The sequence below is a fragment of the Oryzicola mucosus genome (assembly GCF_014534685.1).
GTDB classification, from domain to species: Bacteria; Pseudomonadota; Alphaproteobacteria; order Rhizobiales; family Rhizobiaceae; genus Oryzicola; species Oryzicola mucosus.
In genome coordinates this window covers 321,054-341,557 of sequence record NZ_JACVVX010000004.1, presented here as the reverse complement: position 1 = coordinate 341,557, position 20,504 = coordinate 321,054, and the positions used below count along the sequence as shown (strand labels likewise).

The 20,504-nt window shown below is 63.4% G+C and carries 13 protein-coding genes and 1 tRNA gene; 11 read left to right on the top strand and 3 right to left on the bottom strand.

Annotation, left to right across the window (positions count from 1 at the left end):
• Window positions 1-2 precede the first annotated feature (2 nt).
• The 9 genes from glgC to ICI42_RS14945 all read left to right on the top strand — a co-directional run bounded on the left by glgC (window position 3) and on the right by ICI42_RS14945 (window position 13,910).
• Complete coding sequence (gene glgC, locus ICI42_RS14985; protein ID WP_230980394.1) at window positions 3-1,226, top strand: glucose-1-phosphate adenylyltransferase; 1,224 nt, start codon at window positions 3-5, stop codon at window positions 1,224-1,226.
• Complete coding sequence (gene glgA / locus ICI42_RS14980) at window positions 1,226-2,671, top strand: glycogen synthase GlgA (protein WP_188165382.1); 1,446 nt, start codon at window positions 1,226-1,228, stop codon at window positions 2,669-2,671. Before glgC ends, glgA begins: the two co-directional genes overlap by 1 nt.
• 4 nt (window positions 2,672-2,675) lie before the next feature.
• The gene (locus ICI42_RS14975) at window positions 2,676-4,307 is read left to right on the top strand and encodes an alpha-D-glucose phosphate-specific phosphoglucomutase (RefSeq protein WP_188165381.1); all 1,632 of its coding nucleotides are present in this window, start codon (window positions 2,676-2,678) and stop codon (window positions 4,305-4,307) included.
• Between the two features lie 12 nt (window positions 4,308-4,319).
• Window positions 4,320-6,311: a glycogen debranching protein GlgX gene (gene glgX, locus ICI42_RS14970; protein WP_188165380.1), complete on the top strand. Its 1,992-nt coding sequence runs from the start codon at window positions 4,320-4,322 to the stop codon at window positions 6,309-6,311.
• A gap of 207 nt (window positions 6,312-6,518) precedes the next feature.
• Window positions 6,519-8,144, top strand: a complete 1,626-nt coding sequence (bglA, locus tag ICI42_RS14965; RefSeq protein ID WP_188165379.1) for a beta-galactosidase BglA — start codon at window positions 6,519-6,521, stop codon at window positions 8,142-8,144.
• 202 nt (window positions 8,145-8,346) lie between these two features.
• Window positions 8,347-9,930, top strand: a complete 1,584-nt coding sequence (locus ICI42_RS14960; RefSeq protein WP_407945173.1) for a peptide ABC transporter substrate-binding protein — start codon at window positions 8,347-8,349, stop codon at window positions 9,928-9,930.
• A gap of 291 nt (window positions 9,931-10,221) precedes the next feature.
• Window positions 10,222-11,139 carry an ABC transporter permease subunit gene (locus ICI42_RS14955; protein ID WP_188165377.1) on the top strand — a complete coding sequence of 306 codons (918 nt, stop codon included), beginning with the start codon at window positions 10,222-10,224 and terminating at the stop codon, window positions 11,137-11,139.
• 52 nt (window positions 11,140-11,191) lie between these two features.
• The gene (locus ICI42_RS14950; protein ID WP_407945172.1) at window positions 11,192-12,286 is read left to right on the top strand and encodes an ABC transporter permease; all 1,095 of its coding nucleotides are present in this window, start codon (window positions 11,192-11,194) and stop codon (window positions 12,284-12,286) included.
• A 1-nt stretch (window position 12,287) separates the two neighbouring features.
• Window positions 12,288-13,910: an ABC transporter ATP-binding protein gene (locus ICI42_RS14945; RefSeq protein WP_188165375.1), complete on the top strand. Its 1,623-nt coding sequence runs from the start codon at window positions 12,288-12,290 to the stop codon at window positions 13,908-13,910.
• A gap of 5 nt (window positions 13,911-13,915) precedes the next feature.
• Here ICI42_RS14945 and ICI42_RS14940 read toward each other — a convergent pair whose 3' ends face one another.
• Both ICI42_RS14940 and ICI42_RS14935 read right to left on the bottom strand, forming a co-directional pair.
• A complete protein-coding gene (locus ICI42_RS14940) occupies window positions 13,916-14,929 on the bottom strand; it encodes a glycosyltransferase family 8 protein (protein WP_188165374.1) in 1,014 nt (337 codons plus the stop codon).
• A 57-nt stretch (window positions 14,930-14,986) separates the two neighbouring features.
• Window positions 14,987-15,063: transfer RNA gene (locus ICI42_RS14935), tRNA-Pro, on the bottom strand.
• A gap of 194 nt (window positions 15,064-15,257) precedes the next feature.
• Here ICI42_RS14935 and ICI42_RS14930 point away from each other — a divergent pair.
• Together ICI42_RS14930 and ICI42_RS14925 are read left to right on the top strand one after the other, a co-directional pair.
• Window positions 15,258-16,778, top strand: a complete 1,521-nt coding sequence (locus ICI42_RS14930; RefSeq protein WP_188165373.1) for a phosphomannomutase/phosphoglucomutase — start codon at window positions 15,258-15,260, stop codon at window positions 16,776-16,778.
• An 11-nt stretch (window positions 16,779-16,789) separates the two neighbouring features.
• Window positions 16,790-19,027, top strand: coding sequence for an AGE family epimerase/isomerase (locus ICI42_RS14925; RefSeq protein WP_188165372.1), 2,238 nt, complete (start codon window positions 16,790-16,792; stop codon window positions 19,025-19,027).
• On the opposite strand, the gene betB is transcribed toward ICI42_RS14925, so the two are convergent.
• Window positions 19,021-20,484, bottom strand: coding sequence for a betaine-aldehyde dehydrogenase (betB, locus tag ICI42_RS14920; RefSeq protein WP_188165371.1), 1,464 nt, complete (start codon window positions 20,482-20,484; stop codon window positions 19,021-19,023). The genes ICI42_RS14925 and betB overlap by 7 nt on opposite strands.
• Window positions 20,485-20,504: the final 20 nt, after the last annotated feature.

Sequence of the window (20,504 nt, the reverse complement as noted above, 5' to 3'; positions counted from 1 at the left end):
CGATGGCCTATGTACTTGCCGGCGGTCGGGGCAGCCGGCTCAAGGAAATGACCGATTTTCGCGCCAAGCCGGCGGTCTATTTCGGCGGCAAAGTGCGCATCATCGATTTCGCGCTCTCCAACGCGCTGAATTCCGGCATCCGCCGCATTGGCGTGGCGACGCAATACAAGGCGCATTCGCTGATCAGGCACCTGACGAAAGGCTGGAACTTCTTCCGCCAGGAACGCAACGAGAGCTTCGACATCCTGCCGGCCAGCCAGCGCGTTTCCGAAACGCAATGGTATGAAGGCACCGCCGACGCGGTGTTCCAGAACATCGACATCATCGAATCCTATGGGCCTGAGTTCATGGTCATCCTGGCGGGCGACCACATTTACAAGATGGACTACGAACTCATGCTCCGCGAGCATGTCGACACCAATGCCGACGTGACCGTGGGCTGTCTCGAAGTGCCGCGCATGGAGGCGACCGGCTTCGGCGTCATGCATGTCGACGAAAACGACAATATCAGCTCCTTCATCGAGAAGCCGGCAGATCCGCCCGGCATTCCCGGCAATCCGGAATTCGCTTTGGCGTCGATGGGCATCTATGTGTTCCGCACGGCCTTCCTGATGGAACAACTGCGCCGGGATGCGGCGGACCCGGCATCCAGCCGGGATTTCGGCAAGGATATCATTCCCTATATCGTCCAGCACGGGAAGGCGGTGGCGCATCGCTTCGCCAAGTCCTGCGTGCGCTCGTCCTTCGAGCGCGAGGCCTACTGGCGCGACGTGGGCACCATCGACGCATACTGGGAAGCCAATATCGACCTGACCGACATCACGCCCGAACTCGACATCTACGACCGCGAATGGCCGATCTGGACCTATGCCGAGATCAAGCCGCCGGCGAAGTTCGTGCATGACGAGGAAGGCCGGCGGGGCTCCGCCGTGTCGTCGCTGGTCGCGGGCGATTGCATCATCTCGGGCGCCGCGCTCAAACGAAGCCTCATTTTCACCGGCGCGCGCGTCAACTCGTTCTCGTCATTGGACGAAGCGGTGGTGCTGCCCGATTGCTGGGTGGGTCGCAATGCGCGGCTGAGCAAGGTGGTCATCGACCGCGGGGTGAAAATCCCCGAGGGGCTGGTCGTGGGCGAGGACCCTGTTTTGGACGCCAAGCGCTTCCGCATGTCGGAAGGCGGCATTCGCCTGATCACGCAGCCGATGATCGACCGGCTGGAGGTTTGATGCAGGTTCTGGCGGTCGCTTCGGAGATCTATCCGCTGGTCAAGACCGGCGGTCTTGCCGATGTGGTGGGAGCGCTGCCGCCCGCGCTCAAGCCGCAGGGTATCGAGGTCAAAACGCTGGTCCCCGGCTATCCCGTGATCATGAAAGCGTTCCGCAAGCGAAAGCCCGCCCACAGCTACGCCGAATTGCAGGGCGGCAAGGCCGCGGTCCACGCTGCGACAATCGCCGGCCTCGACCTTTTGGTGCTGGAGGCCCCGCATCTCTTCGACCGCGTCGGCGGCCCCTATGGCGACGCCGGCGGCGTCGACTGGGCCGACAATTGGCGGCGCTTCGCAGCGCTCGGGAAGGTCGGCGCCGATCTTGCCGCCGGCGCCATCGAAAACTACCGGCCCGACGTGGTGCATGCGCATGACTGGCAGGCGGCGATGACGCTCGCCTATATGCGCTTTGGCGAGGCTGTCGGCGTTCCGTCCGTGCTGACGGTCCACAACCTCGCCTTCCAGGGGCAGTTCGGCGCTGCCGTCTTTGCCGGCCTCGGCCTGCCGCCGCGCGCCATGGCCCTGGACGGCGTCGAATATTATGGCGGCGTCGGTTTCCTCAAGGCCGGCGTCCAGGCTGCCTGGGCGCTGACCACGGTCAGTCCGACCTATGCGCAGGAGATACGCACGCCGCTGTTCGGCATGGGGCTGGACGGTCTGATCAACATGCGGGCGACCGACCTGCACGGCATCGTCAACGGTATCGATACCGACGTGTGGAACCCCGAGACCGACGACCGCCTCGCAGCCCGCTATTCGGCGAAGTCGCTCAAGGGGCGGCTGGTCAACAAGCGCGCCGTGGAGGACCGTTTCGGCCTCGATAAGGACGACGGTCCGATCTATTGCGTCATCAGCCGGCTGACCTGGCAGAAGGGTATGGACCTGTTGTCGTCCATCGTCGACCGGATCGTGGCGACGGGCGCGCGGCTTGCCGTGCTCGGTTCCGGCGATGCGGGGCTCGAAGGCGCGCTGCTGGCTGCCGCCTCTCGGCATCGCGGCAGGATCGGCGTGGTGATCGGCTATGACGAGGGGCTGTCGCATCTCATGCAGGGCGGATGCGACGCCATCGTCATTCCCTCGCGTTTCGAGCCGTGTGGACTGACCCAGCTCTATGGCCTGCGCTACGGTTGCGTGCCCTTGGTGGCGCGCACCGGCGGGCTTGCCGACACCGTCATCGACGCGAACGAGGCGGCGGTGACGGCAGGCGTCGCCACCGGCTTCCACTTCGCTGCTGAAAGCGCCGATGCTTTCATGTATGCGATACAAAAGGCCAATATGCTGCATGCCGATTCTCCGAAATGGGCATCGCTGCAACGCCAGGGCATGAAGGCGGATGTGTCCTGGAACAACAGCGCGGCCAAATATGCCGCGCTCTATCGCTCGCTTGCTTCGAGGAAGGTTGCCTGAGGAAATGACGACAAGAACAATCCCGACGAAACCCTATGGCGACCAGAAGCCGGGAACCTCCGGCCTGCGCAAGAAGGTGCCGGTTTTCCAGCAGGAAAACTATGCCGAAAACTTCATTCAGTCCGTCTTCGACAGCCTTGAGGGCTTTGAAGGCAAGACGCTGGTGATCGGCGGCGACGGCCGCTACTACAACCGCGAGGTGATCCAGAAGGCGATAGCGATTGCGGCCGGCAACGGCTTTGGCGGCGTCATCGTCGGCCAGGGCGGCATCCTGTCGACGCCGGCGGCGTCCAACCTGATCCGCAAGCGCCAGGCCTTCGGCGGCCTGATCCTGTCCGCAAGCCACAATGCCGGCGGACCCAAGGAAGATTTCGGCATCAAGTACAACGCCTCGAATGGCGGTCCGGCGCCCGAGAAGATGACGGATGCCATCTATGCGCGCAGCAAGGTCATCGACCGCTATCTGGTCGCCGATGTCGGCGACATCGACATCGACACGATAGGCTCTGTCGAAAAGGCCGGCATGACCATCGAGGTCGTCGATCCCGTTGCCGACTATGCCGAACTGATGGAAAGCCTGTTCGACTTCGCAGCGATCCGCAAGCTGTTTGCCAGCGGCTTCCGCATGTCGTTCGATGCCATGCATGCCGTCACCGGTCCCTATGGCAAGGACATATTGGAGAAGCGGCTGGGCGCACCGGACGGCACCGCCAGGAACTTCGTGCCGCTGGAGGATTTCGGCGGGCATCATCCCGATCCGAACCTCGTCCACGCCCATGAGCTCTATGAAGACGTCATGGCCGAAGGCGGGCCGGACTTCGGTGCGGCTTCCGATGGCGATGGCGACCGCAACATGATCGTCGGCCACGGCCTGTTCGTCACCCCGTCCGACAGCCTAGCCGTTCTGGCCGCCAACGCGACGTTGGCGCCGGGTTATGCCGGGGGGCTGGCCGGCATCGCGCGCTCCATGCCGACGAGCGGCGCGGCCGACCGCGTGGCCGAAAAGCTCGGCATCGGCATGTATGAGACGCCGACCGGCTGGAAGTTTTTCGGCAACCTGCTCGATGCCGGCATGGCCACGCTATGCGGCGAGGAAAGCTTCGGCACCGGCTCGAACCATGTGCGCGAGAAGGACGGGTTGTGGGCAGTCCTGTTCTGGCTCAACGTGATCGCCGCGCGCGGCCAGTCGGTCAAAGAGATCGTCACCGACCATTGGGCGACCTATGGCCGGAACTACTATTCGCGCCACGACTATGAGGAGGTCGAGAGCGAACGCGCCAACGCGCTGATGTCGGAACTGCGCGGCAAGCTGGCCTCGCTGCCCGGCTCCAGCGTGAACGGCATGAAGGTGGTGAGCGCCGACGACTTCGCCTATCACGATCCGGTCGACGGCTCGGTCAGCGAGCAGCAGGGCGTGCGCGTTCTGTTCGAAGGCGGCTCGCGCGTCGTCTTCCGCCTGTCGGGCACCGGCACGTCGGGCGCGACACTGCGGGTCTACATCGAGCGCTACGAGCCCGACACGTCCAAGCATGACATTCCCACCCAGGCGGCTTTGGCCGAGCTGATTGCCGCGGCGGAGGAGCTTGCCGGCATTCGCGTTCACACGGGACGCGAAAAGCCAACAGTGATCACCTGACGGGGGGCGCATATGCGACTCGGCGCGGTTGCCCTTGAAAAAGGGGTTTGCTTTTCGGTGCGGTCGGCGCATGCCGAGCGCATCTGGGTTTCGGTTTTCGACAGGGAGGGCGAGACCGAGATCGGCACCTACGAGCTGGCGACGGACGGCAAGGGGCTCTTCTCGACGGAGGTTCCGGGCCTGCGGCCGGGTACCCGCTACGGGTTTCGCGCCGACGGGCCTTATCGGCCCGAGCAGGAATTGTGGTTCGACCCCGACAAACTCCTGATCGATCCCTATGCGCTGGAGATCGACCGCCCTTACGTCTATGACGCACGGCTTGGCGGACGGCGCGGCGAGGGGCACGACACGGCCGGGCTGATGCCGAAAGCGGTCGTGGTATCGGGTGAGCCGGCGCAAGTCGCACCGCCGCTGCTGCGGGCTGGCGGCTTGGTCTATGAAGTGCCGGCGCGCGGCTTCACCATGCGCCATCCCGACGTGCCGGAGGCGCTGCGTGGGACAATCGCGGCGCTGGCGCATCCTGCCGTTATCGCGCATCTCGTCAAAATCGGTGTGTCGGCGGTCGAGCTCATGCCGATCACGGCGACGATGGACGAGCGCCATCTGCCGCCCCTGGGGCTGCGCAACGCCTGGGGCTACAACCCCGTCTCGTTCATGGCGCTCGATCCGCGCCTGGCGCCGGGCGGCATAGCCGAACTCAGCGCGACGGTGGCAGCACTGCACGCTGTTGGCATCGCCGTTATCCTCGATCTCGTCTTCAACCACACGGCCGAAAGCGATGAGTTCGGGCCGACCGTCTCGCTGCGCGGCCTCGACAACCCGACCTACTACCGCCATGTCGAGGGCGAGCCGGGCCGGCTGGTCAACGACACCGGTTGCGGCAATACGGTCGACTGCAACCACCCATGGGTGCGCGAGCTCATTCTCGATAGCCTTCGCCATTTCGTGACGGCCGCCGGCGTCGACGGCTTCCGCTTCGACCTTGCGCCGATTCTCGGCCGGGTGAACGGCGTCTTCGATGCCGAAGCGCCGCTTCTGAAGGAGATCGCCGCCGATCCGATCCTCAAGGACCGGGTGCTGATCGCCGAGCCGTGGGACATCGGCCCGGGTGGCTACAGGCTGGGCGGGTTTCCGCCGGATTTTCTCGAATGGAACGACCGCTATCGCGACGATGTCAGACGCTTCTGGCGCGGCGATTCCGGCACCTTGGGCACCCTGGCCACAAGGCTGTCCGGCTCGTCCGACATTTTCCAGCACAATGCCGCGTCGACCCGCACGGTGAATTTCATCGCCGCGCATGACGGCATGGCGCTGGCCGATATCGCCGCCTACGAACGCAAGCACAACGAGGCGAATGGCGAGCAGAACCGCGACGGCCACAACGAGAATCTCTCGTGGAACAACGGCGTCGAGGGAGCTTCCGGCAATGCTGATGTGAAGGAACAGCGCCGCCGCGATGCCCGCGCCATGCTGGCGACCCTGTTTGCCTCGCGCGGCACGATCATGCTGACGGCGGGCGACGAGTTCGGGCGCAGCCAGTCCGGCAACAACAATGCCTATGCCCAGGACAATGAGATCACCTGGCTGGACTGGCAGGGCAGGGACCGCGAGCTGGAGGATTATGTCGCCGCGCTTGCTCTGGTCAGAAAGCAGGTCGCCGCGCTGGAAGACACGGCCTTCCTGACGGGCACTGCTTCCGTCGAAGGCGATGTACCCGATGTCGAATGGCTCGCGGAGAACGGCAAACCCTTGTCGGAAGGTGATTGGAACGACCCGCAACGCCGCCGCCTGATGATGGTGCTGGGTGTCGAGGCGGGCCGGGGACGCGTCGCTGTGCTGGTCAATGGCGACCGCAGGGCGACGCAGTTCGTGCCGCCAAAACGCGACGGCTTTACCTGGCGGGAAGCGGTGGAGCCGGCAACGGTCCGCAACACCGGTCTGTCCTTTTCGCTTCCGGGCCGGAAGGTGGCGTTTGCGGTTGAGGTCGCAGGCGACCCATCATGAGTGTTGGACTGCAACATACCCCCTCACCGGCTCGCTGCGCTCGCCACCTCTCCCCCACTTTGTGGGGGCGAGGAACCCAGGTTCTGCACCCTCGGAGGCAGCGGTTCCTCTCCTCCGGGCAGGGGGAGAGGTGGTTTGCGCAGCAAACCGGTGAGGGGGTGATTTCGGCACTCAGCTGTTTGCTCGGTTTGCATCATGGAGACGCGAATGACCGATCCACATGACTGGTGGCGGGGCTGCGTCATCTATCAGGTCTATCCGCGCTCGTTTCAGGACACGACCGGCGATGGCAGCGGCGATCTCGTCGGCATCACCGAACGGCTGCCTTACATCGCCTCGCTCGGCGTCGATGCGGTCTGGCTGTCGCCCTTCTTCAAGTCACCCATGGCCGACATGGGCTACGACGTGTCGGATTACTGCGACGTCGATCCGATGTTCGGCACGCTCGATGATTTCGACCGGCTGATCGCAGAGGCGCATCGCCTGGGGCTGAAGATTATCATCGACCAGGTCCTGTCGCATACGTCAGACCAGCACCCTTGGTTCATCGAAAGCCGCGCCGACCGCGACAATCCCAAGGCCGATTGGTATGTCTGGGCGGCGCCCAAGCCCGATGGCGGGCCGCCCAACAACTGGCTGTCCAATTTCGGCGGCTCCGCTTGGGAATGGGATTCGGTTCGCAAGCAATATTACCTGCACAACTTCCTGATCTCCCAGCCGGATCTTAATTTCCACAATCCGGAAGTGCAGGCTGCCCTTCTGGAGACGGTGCGGTTCTGGCTGGACAGGGGTGTCGACGGCTTCCGCCTCGACACCGTCAACCACTACATCCACGACCGGTGGCTGCGCGACAACCCGCCATCCGCCGAAGCCCTCGCAGGCACCATCGACACCACCAATCCGTATGGCTACCAGCTTCATCTGTTCAACAAGACGCAGCCCGAGAACCTGGTTTTTCTCCAGCGTTTCCGGCGCTTGCTCAACGAATATGAAGGTCGCGCCGCGGTCGGCGAGGTCGGCGACGAGTGGCGGTCGCTGCAGACGGTCGCGGCCTACACCTCCGGCGGCGACAAGCTGCAGATGTGCTACACATTCGACATGCTGGGCCCGGATTTTTCCGCCGGCTACGTCCACAAATGCGTCTCCGCCTTCGAGGCGATGGTGATCGACGGCTGGTATTGCTGGGCGTTCTCCAACCACGACGTCATGCGCCATGTCACCCGCTGGACGAGGCCGGGCGAGGACCCGAAAGCGGTTGCGCGTTTTGCCATCGGGCTCATGGCGTGCCTGCGCGGTTCGGTCTGTCTGTACCAGGGCGAGGAGTTGGGGCTGCAGGAAGCGGAGCTTGCCTTCGAGGACCTGCGCGATCCCTATGGCATCCGTTTCTGGCCCGGCTTCAAAGGGCGCGACGGGTGCCGTACGCCGATGGTCTGGGAAGCGAATGCGCCCAATGCCGGTTTCTCAACCGGCAAGCCGTGGCTCCCGGTGCTGCCGGCGCAGAGCCGGCAATCGGTCAATGTGCAGCAGACCGATCCCGATTCCGTGCTCAACCATTATCGGGCTGTGCTTGCCGCCCGAAAGCAGCATCCCGCGCTGGTTACCGGTTCCATCGATCTGTTCGAGGTCGAGGACGAAATCCTCGCCTTCATTCGCCAGACAGGCGACGAAAAGCTGCTTTGCCTGTTCAATTTCTCCGACCAGCCTGTCAACTGGATCGTCCCTTCGGGACTTTCCACAGGCGAGCCGATCGCGTTTCCCGGTGCCGCGGGAAGCGCGGAACTCGGGAAAGTCGCCCTTCCACCGCTCGGAATCTTCCTTTCCAGGCTCAGTTGACTTGGGGAGGTTCCTCAACGTCATCAAAAGGCGTGTTGTGTTCGGAAATTTCCCTGACTAGTGTCAGCTATCGGCAGGAGGAAAGGAACCCCCTGCATATGCCCGGTCAAGCCGGAATATCGGCGCCGGGCCCCTCAGTTAGGAGAGGCGGCGTCGACGACGACGCGCCCCAGATCGGGAGTGTGAAACCATGCTAAAGAACATGCTGAAGGCGACCGTGTTCGCCACCACCTTCGCCATGGGCGGCGGTTACATGGCCAGTGCGGCCCTGGCCGAGGTTGTCTATAATCGCGGCAACGACACCGACCCCACGACACTGGACCATCACAAGACCTCGACCGTTGCCGAGGGCCACATCATGCGCGACCTCTATGAGGGTCTCGTGGTGCAGGACAACAAGGCGAACGTCGTGCCGGGCGTGGCCGAGAAGTGGGAGATTTCCGACGACGGCCTGAAATACACCTTCCATCTGCGGCCCGATGCGAAATGGTCGAACGGCGATCCGGTGACAGCCGAGGATTTCGTCTTCGCCTATCAGCGCGTACAGGACCCGAAGGTCGCTGCCCCCTACGCCAACATGCTCTATCCGATGGTGAACGCTGAGGCGATCAACAAGGGCGAGAAGAAGCCCGAGGAACTCGGTGTCAAGGCGGTCGACGACAAGACCCTGGAAATCAGCCTCAGCTCGCCCACGCCCTATCTGCTCGAACTGCTGACGCATCAGATCTCCTATCCGCTGCACAAGGCTTCGGTGGAGAAGTTCGGCGAAGAATACACCAAGCCGGGAAACCTGGTGACGAACGGCGCCTTCATGCTCGAAGCGTTCACGCCGAACGACAAGATCGTCATGAAGAAGAACCCGAACTTCCATGACGCTGCCAACGTCAAGATCGACACCGTCAACTTCATTCCCTTTGAAGACCGCGCCAACTGCCTGCGCCGCTTCGAAGCCGGCGAAGTGCAGTCCTGCTCCGACCTGGCCTATGAGCAGCTGTCCTACATGAAGGAAAAGATGGCCGATCAGGTCCATATCGTCCCCAAGCTCGGCACCTATTATCTGCCGGTGAAGGTCAAGAAGGAAAAGCTCGCCGACCCGCGCGTGCGCCAGGCGATTTCCATGGTCATCGACCGCGACTTCCTGGCCAACGAAATCTGGAAGGGCGCCATGCAGCCCGCCTATTCGCTCGTGCCGCCCGGCATCTCAAACTACGACAATCCCGTTTTCCTGGACTACAAGGACAAGGACATCCTCGACCGCGAAGACGAGGCCAAGAAGCTTCTGGAAGAGGCAGGCGTCAAGGAGGGTCAGCTCTCCGTAGAGCTGCGCTACAACACCAGCGTCAACCACAAGAACACCATGACGGCCGTCGCCGACATGCTCAAAAGCGTCGGCATCAACTCCACGCTCGTGGAAATGGAAGGCACCGGCTACTTCGACTATATGAAGCAGGATGGCGACTTCGACATGACCCGCGCCGGCTGGATCGGCGACTACTCCGATCCGCAGAACTTCCTCTTCCTGTTCGAAAGCCAGAATCTCGGCTTCAACTATCCGCGCTGGTCGAATGCCGACTACGACGCGGCGATGAAGAAGGCCGGCGAGACCGTAGACCTGAACGAACGCGCAGCCATTCTGCGCCAGGCTGAGGAAATCTTCCTCAAGGAAATGCCCGCCATCCCGGTGATGTACTACGCATCGGGCAATCTGGTGTCGGCCAAGCTCAAGGGCTGGGAAGACAACATCATGGACGTCCACGGGTCGCGCTACCTGTCCATCGAAAACTGATCTCCAGATGGAGGTCGCCCGGAACGCCTCGCGCGCTCCGGGCGCAGCTTTTCAGTGGACCCAAACCGCTCTTTCTGCTCGAGACCGGGGCCGCACACCGCGCCCCGATCCTTCGCTCGCGCCCATCTCATGATGGGTTGCGAGGCTGATGTCTCGTGCCGTCGCGCCTTAGAGCGCCATGCGTCCGCTCGGACGCACACAGGACGCTCTAAGTTGTTGAATCGACGCATCGGGCTTTCCGAAATTCGATTTCGATTTTCGGGCCGATGCCGTAGCGCACCGAGGTAGCCGATGCTGCTCTATGTCCTCAGGCGCTTTGCCAGCGCCGTCCCGACACTCTTCGTCATCGTCACGATTGCATTCTTCATGCTGCGGCTCGCGCCTGGCGGCCCGTTCGATCTGGAGCGGCCGATCGATCCGCTGATCATCGAGAACCTGAAGCGCGCCTTCAACATGGATAAGCCGCTGCCGCAGCAGTACATGCTTTATCTGTGGAACCTGCTGCATGGCGATCTCGGACCGAGCTTCACCCGGCGCGATTTCACCGTCAACGACCTGTTCCGCTTCGGTCTGCCCGTCTCGGTCCAGATCGGCGGGACGGCCATCGCGATTGCGCTGGTGTTCGGAACCGTCCTCGGCTCGCTGGCCGCGCTGCGCCAGAACAGCTGGGTTGATTACAGCGTCGTCGGCGTCGCCACCTTCGGCATCACCATCCCGCCTTTCGTCGTCGCTCCGATCCTCAGCCTGATCTTCGGCGTCTATTTCGGCTGGTTGCCCGCAGGTGGCTGGGGCGCGCCGGGAAGCATGGTGCTGCCGGTGGCGACCCTGGCCCTGCCGCAAATGGCCATCGTCGCGCGGCTGACGCGGGGCGCCACCATCGAGGTGCTGCGGTCCAACCACATCCGCACCGCGCGCGCCTACGGTCTGCCGTCCTGGGTGGTGCTTTACGTCCACACGCTGCGGGCGAGCATTCTGCCTGTCGTGTCCTATCTCGGGCCGACGGCGGCGGCCTTGATGACCGGTTCGGTCGTGGTGGAAACCATCTTCGGCATCCCCGGCATCGGCCGCTACTTCGTGCAAGGGGCACTGGGACGCGATTACACACTGGTGATGGGCACGGTGGTCGTCATCGCCGTCTTCGTCGTGGTGTTCAACCTGATCGTCGACATCCTCTATGCCTATCTCGATCCGAGGGTTCGCTATGACTGAAGCCCCAAACATCGTACCGGCCGCGGCCGGCATCGCACCCGCGGACGGCGAAATGGCCCTTGGACGTTCGCTGTTCCAGGATGCCTGGCGCCGCCTGCGCCGCAACAGGGCGGCCGTGGCCAGCGCGGTTGTGCTGGTCGTGCTCGCTCTGGCAGGCCTGATCGGCCCGATGGTCGCGCCGCATTCCTATGACCGGATCTACCCGCAATATGTACGGGTGCCGGCAAGCTTCGAGGCCTATCCGAAGGAAGACGACATCGTGCCCGCGTTCGAGAGTGCGCTGGCGCGCGCCCGCATCACCATCGGCGCCACCGAAGTGAACGGCAACACCGTCTCGGCGCCGATTTCCGACGACGAACCGCTCGATCCGCGCATCACGCGCTATCTCGACCGCAGCGACCTGTTCAGCAATGTCCGTATCGACCAGCTCAGCGCGGACGGCCGGTCGGGCGTCATGCTGGCCGACGTCAGCCGCCTGCAGTTCATCTTCGGCACAGACAACAACGGCCGCGACCTGCTCGCGCGCATCCTGATCGGCATCCGCATTTCGCTCGCCATCGGCGTGCTCGCATCCGCCATGGCGCTGGTGCTGGGCGTCACCTATGGCGCCATCGCAGGCTATTATGGCGGCAAGATCGACAGCGTGATGATGCGCATCGTCGATATCTTCTACTCGCTGCCGTTCATCTTCTTCGTCATCCTTCTGGTCGTGTTCTTCGGGCGAAGTTTCATCCTCATCTTCATCGCCATCGGCGCGACCGAGTGGCTCGACATGTCGCGCATCGTGCGCGGCCAGACGCTGACGCTGAAACGGCAGGAGTTCGTGCAGGCCGCAGAAGCCCTAGGGGCGACCACGAGCGGTATCCTCAAACGCCACATCATCCCCAACACGCTCGGCCCCGTGGTGGTGTATGCGACGCTTCTCATTCCCAAGGCCATTCTTTTGGAAAGCCTGCTGTCCTTCCTGGGCCTGGGCGTGCAGGAGCCGCTGACCAGCCTCGGCCTGCTGATTTCCGAAGGGGCCGAAAATATCCGCGGCGCCACCTGGCTGCTGATCTTCCCCGCCGTGACGCTGACCATGATCCTGTTTGCCCTCAATTTCCTGGGCGATGGATTGCGCGACGCCCTCGATCCGAAGGACCGCTGACATGGCCGATATCGACAACTCCATCCTCGCCGTCCGCAAGCTCGACGTGAAGTTCCACACAGATGACGGCCAGGTGCATGCGGTGAAGGGCATCGACCTCGATGTGCGCGCCGGAGAGACGGTCGCCATCGTCGGCGAATCCGGATCGGGCAAAAGCCAGACCATGATGGCGATTATGGGCCTGCTCGCCTCCAACGGACGCGTGTCCGGAACGGCGCGCTACCGCGACACCGAGCTGATCGGCATGCCGGAGCGGCGGCTCAACACCATTCGCGGCGCCAAGATCACGATGATCTTCCAGGAGCCGATGACATCGCTCGACCCGCTTTACAAGATCGGCCGGCAGATGGCCGAGCCGCTGATGTATCACAAAGGCATGAGCGCCAGGGAAGCGCGCCCGCGCGTGATGGAATTGCTCAAGCTGGTCGGTATTCCCGACCCGGAACGACGCATCAACTCATATCCGCACGAGCTTTCGGGCGGCCAACGGCAGCGCGTCATGATTGCCATGGCGCTGGCCAACGATCCCGATATCCTCATCGCCGACGAGCCGACGACAGCGCTCGACGTCACCATTCAGGCGCAGATCCTGGCGCTGCTCGCCGAACTGCAGCAGAAGCTCGGCATGGCGATCGTCTTCATCACCCATGACCTGACCATCGTTCGCCGCTTCGCCGACCGCATCTATGTCATGCGGCGGGGCGAGGTGGTGGAAGACGGCGCAACCGAGGAACTCTTCGTCGATCCTCAGCACGATTATACCAAGATGCTGCTGGCGGCCGAGCCGACCGGCACCAAGCTGCCGCCGCCGCCATCGGCGCCGGTGCTGTTGCAGGGCACCGACGTGCAGGTGTCGTTCAAGATCGGCGGCGGCTTCTTGTCCGGCCCGCCCGTGCTGCTGCAAGCGGTCGACAGGATTTCGGTGGCGCTCAGGAAGGGCCAGACCATCGGCATTGTCGGCGAATCGGGCTCCGGGAAATCGACCCTTGGGCGGGCCCTGCTGCGCCTGTTGCCGAGCGAAGGGCGCATCCGCTTCGAAAATCGCGACCTTTCCAAAGCCGACAGGGAGGAGATGCGGCCGCTGCGGAAGGAATTGCAGCTCGTTTTCCAGGATCCGTTCGGCTCGCTATCGCCCCGCATGACGGTGGGGCAGGTCATCACCGAGGGGCTTTTGGTGCACGAGCCCTCGCTGTCGACCAAGGAACGCGACCGACGCGCCATCGAGGCGCTGAAGGAAGTCGGCCTGGATGCGGCAAGCCGCAACCGCTATCCGCACGAGTTTTCCGGCGGGCAGCGGCAGCGTGTCGCTATCGCACGCGCCATGATCCTCAAGCCGAAAGTCGTGGTGCTGGACGAGCCGACCTCCGCGCTCGACCGCTCCGTGCAGAAGCAGATCGTGGAACTGCTGCGCAAGCTGCAGGCCGACCACGACCTGTCCTATCTGTTCATCAGCCACGACCTGACCGTGGTGCGCGCCATGGCCGACTACATCATCGTCATGAAGCAGGGCAAGATCGTCGAGGAAGGCCAGACCGCCGACATCTTCGACAACCCGCGCCATTCCTACACCCAGACGCTGATGGCAGCCGCTGTCGACACGACGAAGTTCCGCCTGGCAGGATAGGCGGCTCAGGCGACGCCGATGAGTTTTTCCGGCCATTCGACGGCAGGAAGATTGTTGTCGGCGTGGTCCGCGAAAGTCTTCATGATCTCGGGCAACCGCCGGTCGAGCCGGGCTTTCCGCAGGCTGCGCTGATTGCCCGTGATACGGGCTGTGGCGGCATTCAGCCGACGCTCCAGCGCCTTGAGAAAAAGATTGATGCTGCGCGGATTGTAGCTGCGGTCGAACCGGTCGCGCCACGGCGTCGGTTCCGACAGCGCCCGATAGATTTCAAACGCCGGCTTCTCCACACCGGTCGGCCTTGAGCGCCACGGTTTCTGCCCGCTGAAATGCCGGGCGTAGGCGGTGGCGAAAGGCGGCATCCAGTGCAGGTTCGTCATCACGTTCCACTGCGGATGCAGCGTCTGCCATTTCCCTTCGAAAGCGACATTGAGCGCGTCCTGATCGTGCTGGAGGCAGCGTTCGGGGTATTCTTCGGCGAAGTTGCGGGCCTTTTCCAGAAGACCCATCTCGCGCACCGCAACGAGGTCCATGACCAGAAGACCTGAATTGAAATACGGAGCGCCGGGGTTCAACGACAGCCGATCACGGTAGCGCAGATCGTAATAGGACGGCAGATCGTGCGCTGCCAGGAGCGGCAGGTTCATCTCGGCAGTCGCAAGCGCCAAGGGGTCGCGGTTCATGAGGATGTCGCAGTCGAGATAGACGATGCGTTCATAGGGCACGAAATCGGGCACCAGATCGACGAAGAGCCGCAGGTAGGCGGCCTTAGTGATCCGCCCGTCATAATTGAGCGCAAGCCCGTCCAAAAAATTCGAGACATCCAAGAGACACACCCGGTCGCCGAGAAGCGAGACCGCCGCCGTTCTGTCGGCATCGGAAATCGCTGTATGCAGGATGAAGCCCGGAAGAGGATCGCGCGAGATGTCGAGGATTCGGCGCGCAGCCAGGCAGGCAAAGGGAAAGTAGTTCTTGTCCGCCGCCAGATAAAAACAGGTCTTGGCTGGCACGCCTGTCGACACTTACAAGCTTTCCCGAACAGTCGGCTTCGCTCGATGCTAGGCGCAAGACCTTTTAACTGGTCGGAGTGGCAGGATTTGAACCTGCGACCCCCTCGTCCCGAACGAGGTGCGCTACCAGGCTGCGCTACACTCCGTGACCAGTGGCGGGCTTATAACCGGCAGGGTGGTTTCCCGCAAGCGGCAACTGTGCAAGTTCGAGGGTAAATTTCCGCATGGCTTCGCAAGGGCTGGACCCACATTTTTGAGTTCCAAGATCGGCCTCGACTGCATATAAGCCATTGATCTCCGTACATCGCGGGGACGACTGTTTTTTTGGAGCCTGCCTGCCTTGAGCGCAAAACCCCTGCACGAAGCCAAGCCGAACAGTTTCGAGTTCGAAACCCGCGCGCTGGTCAAGCCGACGGGCTTTCGCGAATACGATGCGCGCTGGTGGTTCGGCTATCCCGGCTCCGATAAGACGCCGGAACTCAACCTTCTGGGCGTGCAGGCGCTGGGCATGGGCATCGGCACGCTGATCCGCAGGCTGGGTGCAGGCCCCGAAATCGTCACTGGCCACGATTTCCGCTCCTACTCGCTGTCGATCAAGCTGGCGCTCGTGTCCGGACTGCTGGCTGCGGGCGCCAGGGTCAGGGATATCGGCCTGGCGCTGTCGCCCATGGCCTATTTCGCGCAGTTCGCGCTCGACACACAATCGGTGGCCATGGTCACCGCCTCGCACAACGAGAACGGTTGGACCGGCGTCAAGATGGGCGCGGCGCGCCCGCTGACCTTCGGGCCGGACGAGATGTCGGCACTGAAGACAATCGTGCTCGACGGCGATTTCGAACTCATCGGCGGCGGCACCTATACGTCGGTCGAAGGCTTCCGCGAGACCTATCTCGCCGATGTGACGGCGGGCATTTCCATTGGGCGCAGGCTCAAGGTTGTAGCCGCCTGCGGCAACGGCACGGCCGGCGCCTTCGCGCCTGAGGCGTTGCGGCGCATCGGTTGCGAGGTCATTCCGCTTGACGCCGAGCTCGACCACAGCTTCCCGCGTTACAATCCCAACCCCGAAGACATGGCGATGCTGCATGCCATCCGCGACAAGGTTCTGGAAACCGGGGCGGATGTCGGTCTCGGTTTCGACGGTGACGGCGATCGCTGCGGCGTGGTCGACAACGAGGGCAACGAGATATTCGCCGACAAGGTCGGCGTCATGCTCGCCCGCGACATCGGCAAGGCGCATCCCAACTCCACCTTCGTGGTCGATGTGAAGTCGACCGGCCTGTACGATACCGATGCGGAGCTTTTGGCGACGGGTGCGCGCACCGACTACTGGAAGACCGGCCACTCCTATATGAAGCGCCGGGTGCATGAGCTGGGCGCCATAGCCGGCTTCGAGAAATCCGGCCATTATTTCTTCAACCCGCCCATCGGCCGCGGCTATGACGACGGCCTCGTCACGGCGGTCGCGATCTGCCGCATGCTCGACCGCAGCCCCGGCAAGTCCATGGCCGATCTTTATCGCGCCCTGCCGCTGACCTATGGCACGCCGACCATGTCGCCGCATTGCTCCGACGAGACCAAATATGGCGTGGTCGATAAGATCATCGCCGAGTTCCAGGCGATGAAGGCAGCCGGCGAAAGCTTCGCGGGGCAGGGCATCGCCAAGCTGATCACCGTCAATGGCGTGCGCGTGGTGGCCGAGGACGGAACCTGGGGGCTGGTCCGTGCATCGTCCAACAAACCGGAATTGGTCGTGGTGGTGGAAAGCCCGGTCTCGTCCGAACGACGGCGCGAGATGTTCGAAGCGGTCGACGCCATGATCCGGCGCCATCCAGGCATCGGCCCTTACAACCAGACCTTCTGAGGGCATCCGGCATGGCTGCGCGCATCGTCAGTTTCGTCATGAGCGGCGGGATCGGGTCCCGTCTCTGGCCGCTTTCGCGCGAGGACAACCCCAAGCAGTTCCACGATCTGGCTGGCGACGGCTCGATGCTGACCAAGACGCTGCGGCGTCTGGTGGCGCGGGCGGAAGGCGAGACGCCGGTCTACCTGATTGCGTCGGAGCGGCACGCGCTGCGCGTCAGCGCCGACCTCGCCGGCTTCAACCTGTCGGGTGGCGGAGCGCTGTTTGAGCCTTCCGGTCGCAACACGGCCGCCGCGGTCGCGCTTGCTACACTTCAGACATTGGAAAAATTCGGCGACGAGGTTGTGCTGGTCGTGCCCTCCGATCATGAGATTTCGACCGACCGGCAATTCTGGGACACTATCGAACGCGGCGTGCCGGCAGCGGTCGATGGGCGCCTCGTCGTGTTCGGCATCCGGCCCACCGTGCCGGAAACCGGCTATGGTTATATCGAGGTCGGCAGCACCGATCCCAACGGGGTGGCGGAGGTCGCGCGCTTCGTTGAAAAGCCCGATCTGCAGACCGCCGAGGCTTATCTGCAGGCGGGCACGTTCTTCTGGAATACCGGTATCTTCCTGTTCCGTGCAGGCGCGATGCGCGACGCCTTCCTGAAATTCCAGCCGGAAATCTGGTCAACCACCGAAGCGGCATTCAGGGCGTCCACCAACGACCTGTCGGGGCTCTACATGCCGGCGGAGCTTTACGCGGCTATCCCCTCGATCTCGATCGACTATGCCATCATGGAAAGGGCAAGCGGCATCGCCATGGTGCCGGCGAGCTTCCGCTGGAACGATCTCGGCTCGTGGCAGTCGCTGCTTTCGGTCAGCCGCTCCGACGGTGCGGGAAACGTCATTCTGGGTGACGTGGTCGCCATCGATTGCGAGAACTCCTATTTGCGCAGCGATGGCCGGTTGCTTTCGGCGGTCGGGCTCAAGGACATGGCCGTGGTGGCCACGGCGGATGCGACCTTCGTAGCCCCCGTCAGCCACAGCCAGAACGTCAAGAAGGTGGTCGAGCAGCTTGAGCGCAGCGGCCGCATCGAGACCAAATATACGCCCGCGCACGACCGCGTGCTGGTCAGCGGGGCATGGCGCAACCGCGTCCAGCATTGGCTGATCAATGAGACGCTGCCGCTGTGGTCGACGGTTGGTGTCGACCGTGTTTATGGTGGATTCCACGAGGCGCTCGCCTTGGATGCCACGCCGATGGTGCGGCAGAAGCGCATGCGGACCATGGCGCGCCAGGTCTACGCCTTCGCGGTCGCCAAAGTGCGTGGCTGGGACGGTCCTGCCGATGAACTGATCGCCCATGGCCTGGATTTCATGAAGGGCGGGCGCACGCCCGACGGCGGCTGGGCCAGAACCTTCAATGTCGATGGCAGCGTCGCCGATGCCACCGAGGACGCCTACGACCATTCCTGCGTGCTGCTGGCGCTGGCGCATGCGCATATGTGCGGCAATCCCGACGCGCTGGGCCTGGCCGAAGAGACCTTCGCCTTTCTCGACAGCCACCTCGAAGACCAGCGGATGACCGGATTTCTGGAGACCTCCGAAGGGAAGGGCGAACGCCGCTCGAATCCGCATATGCATCTTCTCGAGGCCTTCCTGGCCTGGAACGCCGCGACGGGCGACCGCACGCATCTGCGCCGCGCGGCACGGATCATCGATCTGTTCCGTACCCATTTCTTCGACACCGACAGCTGGACCTTGGGCGAATTCTTCGATGCCGACTGGAAGCCGGCCACCGGCGAAAAGGGCAGCTGGACCGAACCCGGCCATCATTTCGAATGGGCCTCGTTGCTGGTCGATTTCGCCGGCAAGAGCGGGCAGCGGGAACTCGTTCCCTTCGCCCGAAAGCTCTATGCGTCTGCCATCGCCAACGGCCTGAACCGCGCAACCGGTCTGGCCTATGGCGCCGTTTCTCGTCAGGGACTGCCCCTGGATCGCGTCTCGCGCAGCTGGCCGCAGGCCGAAGCGGTGAAGGCGGCGATTGCGCTCGACGGCTCGGGCGGTCCTGATCTCAAACCGGAGGTCGAGGAGCGCGTCGGCCGGCTGTTCCGCTGGCACATCGACCCCGCGCCGACAGGTTTATGGATCGACCGCATCGATGAGCGCGGCCGCTCGCTGGCGACCGATGTGCCGGCCAGCATCCTTTACCATCTCGTCTATGCGCTGACCCAGTATCTGGACCGGACAGAACCCGCTCAGTAAGGGCTCTCGACATTGCCGGTCTCGACATAGACGGTCTTGACCTGGGAGTAGTGGCAGAGCGCGGCGAGCGCGTTTTCGCGGCCGATGCCGGACTGCTTCATGCCGCCGAACGGCATTTCCACCGGCGTCAGATTGTAGGCGTTGATCCAGCAAGTGCCGGCCTTGATCTGCCCGATCACGCGATGGGCGCGCGGCAGGTCTTTTGTGAAGACGCCGGCTGCCAGGCCGAAGGGCGTATCGTTGGCGCGCTCGATCACCTCGTCCTCGTCGTCGAAGGACAGAACGCTCATCACCGGTCCGAAGATTTCCTCGCGCGCGATGCGCATGGTGTCGGTGACGCCGGTGAAGATCGTCGGTTCGATAAACAGCCCGCCATCGAAGCCCTGCATCGAGGGTACGCTGCCACCCAGGGCCAGTGTCGCGCCTTCCGACTTGCCGATCTCGATATAGCCCAGCACCTTCTCATGCTGTGCCTTGTTGACCAGCGGTCCCATCTGGGTTTCCGGATCGAGCGGATCGCCCAGCCTGATGGTTTTGGCACGCTCGACGAGGCGTTCGACAAAGCGGTCATGCAGGACCTTCTGCACGAAGACCCGCGTGCCGTTCGAGCAGACCTGTCCGCTCGAATAGAAATTGCCGAGCATCGCACCGCCAATCGCGTTTTCCAGGTCGGCATCGTCGAAGATGACGATCGGCGACTTGCCGCCCAGTTCCATCGTCGCGTGCTTCATATGTCCGCCGGCGAGCGCGAGCACCTTCTTGCCGGTGGCGACCGAGCCGGTTACGGAAACCTTGTCGACGGCTTCATGGCTCGCAAGAGCGGCGCCGACATCGCCAAAGCCCTGCACGACATTGAACAGCCCGTCCGGCAATCCGGCCTCGGTGTAGATTTCGGCCAGCGCCAGGGCCGAAAGCGGTGTGTTTTCCGAGGGCTTGAAGATCATCGCATTGCCCATGGCAAGCGCGGGCGCGGACTTCCAGCCGGCGATCTGGATCGGATAGTTCCACGCACCGATGCCGACGCAGATGCCGAGCGGTTCGCGGCGGGTGTAGGCGAAGGGACCGCCGAGATCGATATATTCGCCATTATAGGCGCCGATGGCGCCGGCGAAGAATTCCAGCGCATCGGCCGCGGAGGCGGCGTCGGCGACCAGCGTTTCCTGGATCGGCTTGCCGGTGTCGAGCGTTTCCAGCCGGGAAAGCTCCTCGTTGCGCGCGCGCAGGATGTCGGAGGCCCGGCGCAGGATGCGGCCGCGCTCGACCGGTTTGAGCCGCGCCCAGGCGGGCTGCGCCTCGCGCGCGGACGCCACGGCAAGTTCGAGGATGTTCGGCGTCGCGCCATGCAGCGCGGCGATCTGCTCGCCCGTGGCGGGATAGGTGACGGACAGCGCCGGGCCGCCCTGGTCTTCGACATAGCGACCGTTGATGTAATGGGATGCCTTGGGTTGGGCACGCATGGCGGCGCTCCGTCTTTGAA

What these genes read in the sequence shown, in the direction of transcription:
- ICI42_RS14955 (WP_188165377.1), top strand. Translation starts at nt 10,222, where the DNA reads ATGCTGCTCTATGTCCTCAGGCGCTTTGCCAGCGCCGTCCCGACACTC.
- ICI42_RS14950 (WP_407945172.1), top strand. Translation starts at nt 11,192, where the DNA reads ATGGCCCTTGGACGTTCGCTGTTCCAGGATGCCTGGCGCCGCCTGCGC.
- ICI42_RS14960 (WP_407945173.1), top strand. Translation starts at nt 8,347, where the DNA reads ATGCTGAAGGCGACCGTGTTCGCCACCACCTTCGCCATGGGCGGCGGT.
- bglA (WP_188165379.1), top strand. Translation starts at nt 6,519, where the DNA reads ATGACCGATCCACATGACTGGTGGCGGGGCTGCGTCATCTATCAGGTC.
- glgC (WP_230980394.1), top strand. Translation starts at nt 3, where the DNA reads ATGGCCTATGTACTTGCCGGCGGTCGGGGCAGCCGGCTCAAGGAAATG.
- betB (WP_188165371.1), bottom strand. Translation starts at nt 20,484, where the DNA reads ATGCGTGCCCAACCCAAGGCATCCCATTACATCAACGGTCGCTATGTC.
- ICI42_RS14925 (WP_188165372.1), top strand. Translation starts at nt 16,790, where the DNA reads ATGGCTGCGCGCATCGTCAGTTTCGTCATGAGCGGCGGGATCGGGTCC.
- ICI42_RS14975 (WP_188165381.1), top strand. Translation starts at nt 2,676, where the DNA reads ATGACGACAAGAACAATCCCGACGAAACCCTATGGCGACCAGAAGCCG.
- glgA (WP_188165382.1), top strand. Translation starts at nt 1,226, where the DNA reads ATGCAGGTTCTGGCGGTCGCTTCGGAGATCTATCCGCTGGTCAAGACC.
- ICI42_RS14945 (WP_188165375.1), top strand. Translation starts at nt 12,288, where the DNA reads ATGGCCGATATCGACAACTCCATCCTCGCCGTCCGCAAGCTCGACGTG.
- glgX (WP_188165380.1), top strand. Translation starts at nt 4,320, where the DNA reads ATGCGACTCGGCGCGGTTGCCCTTGAAAAAGGGGTTTGCTTTTCGGTG.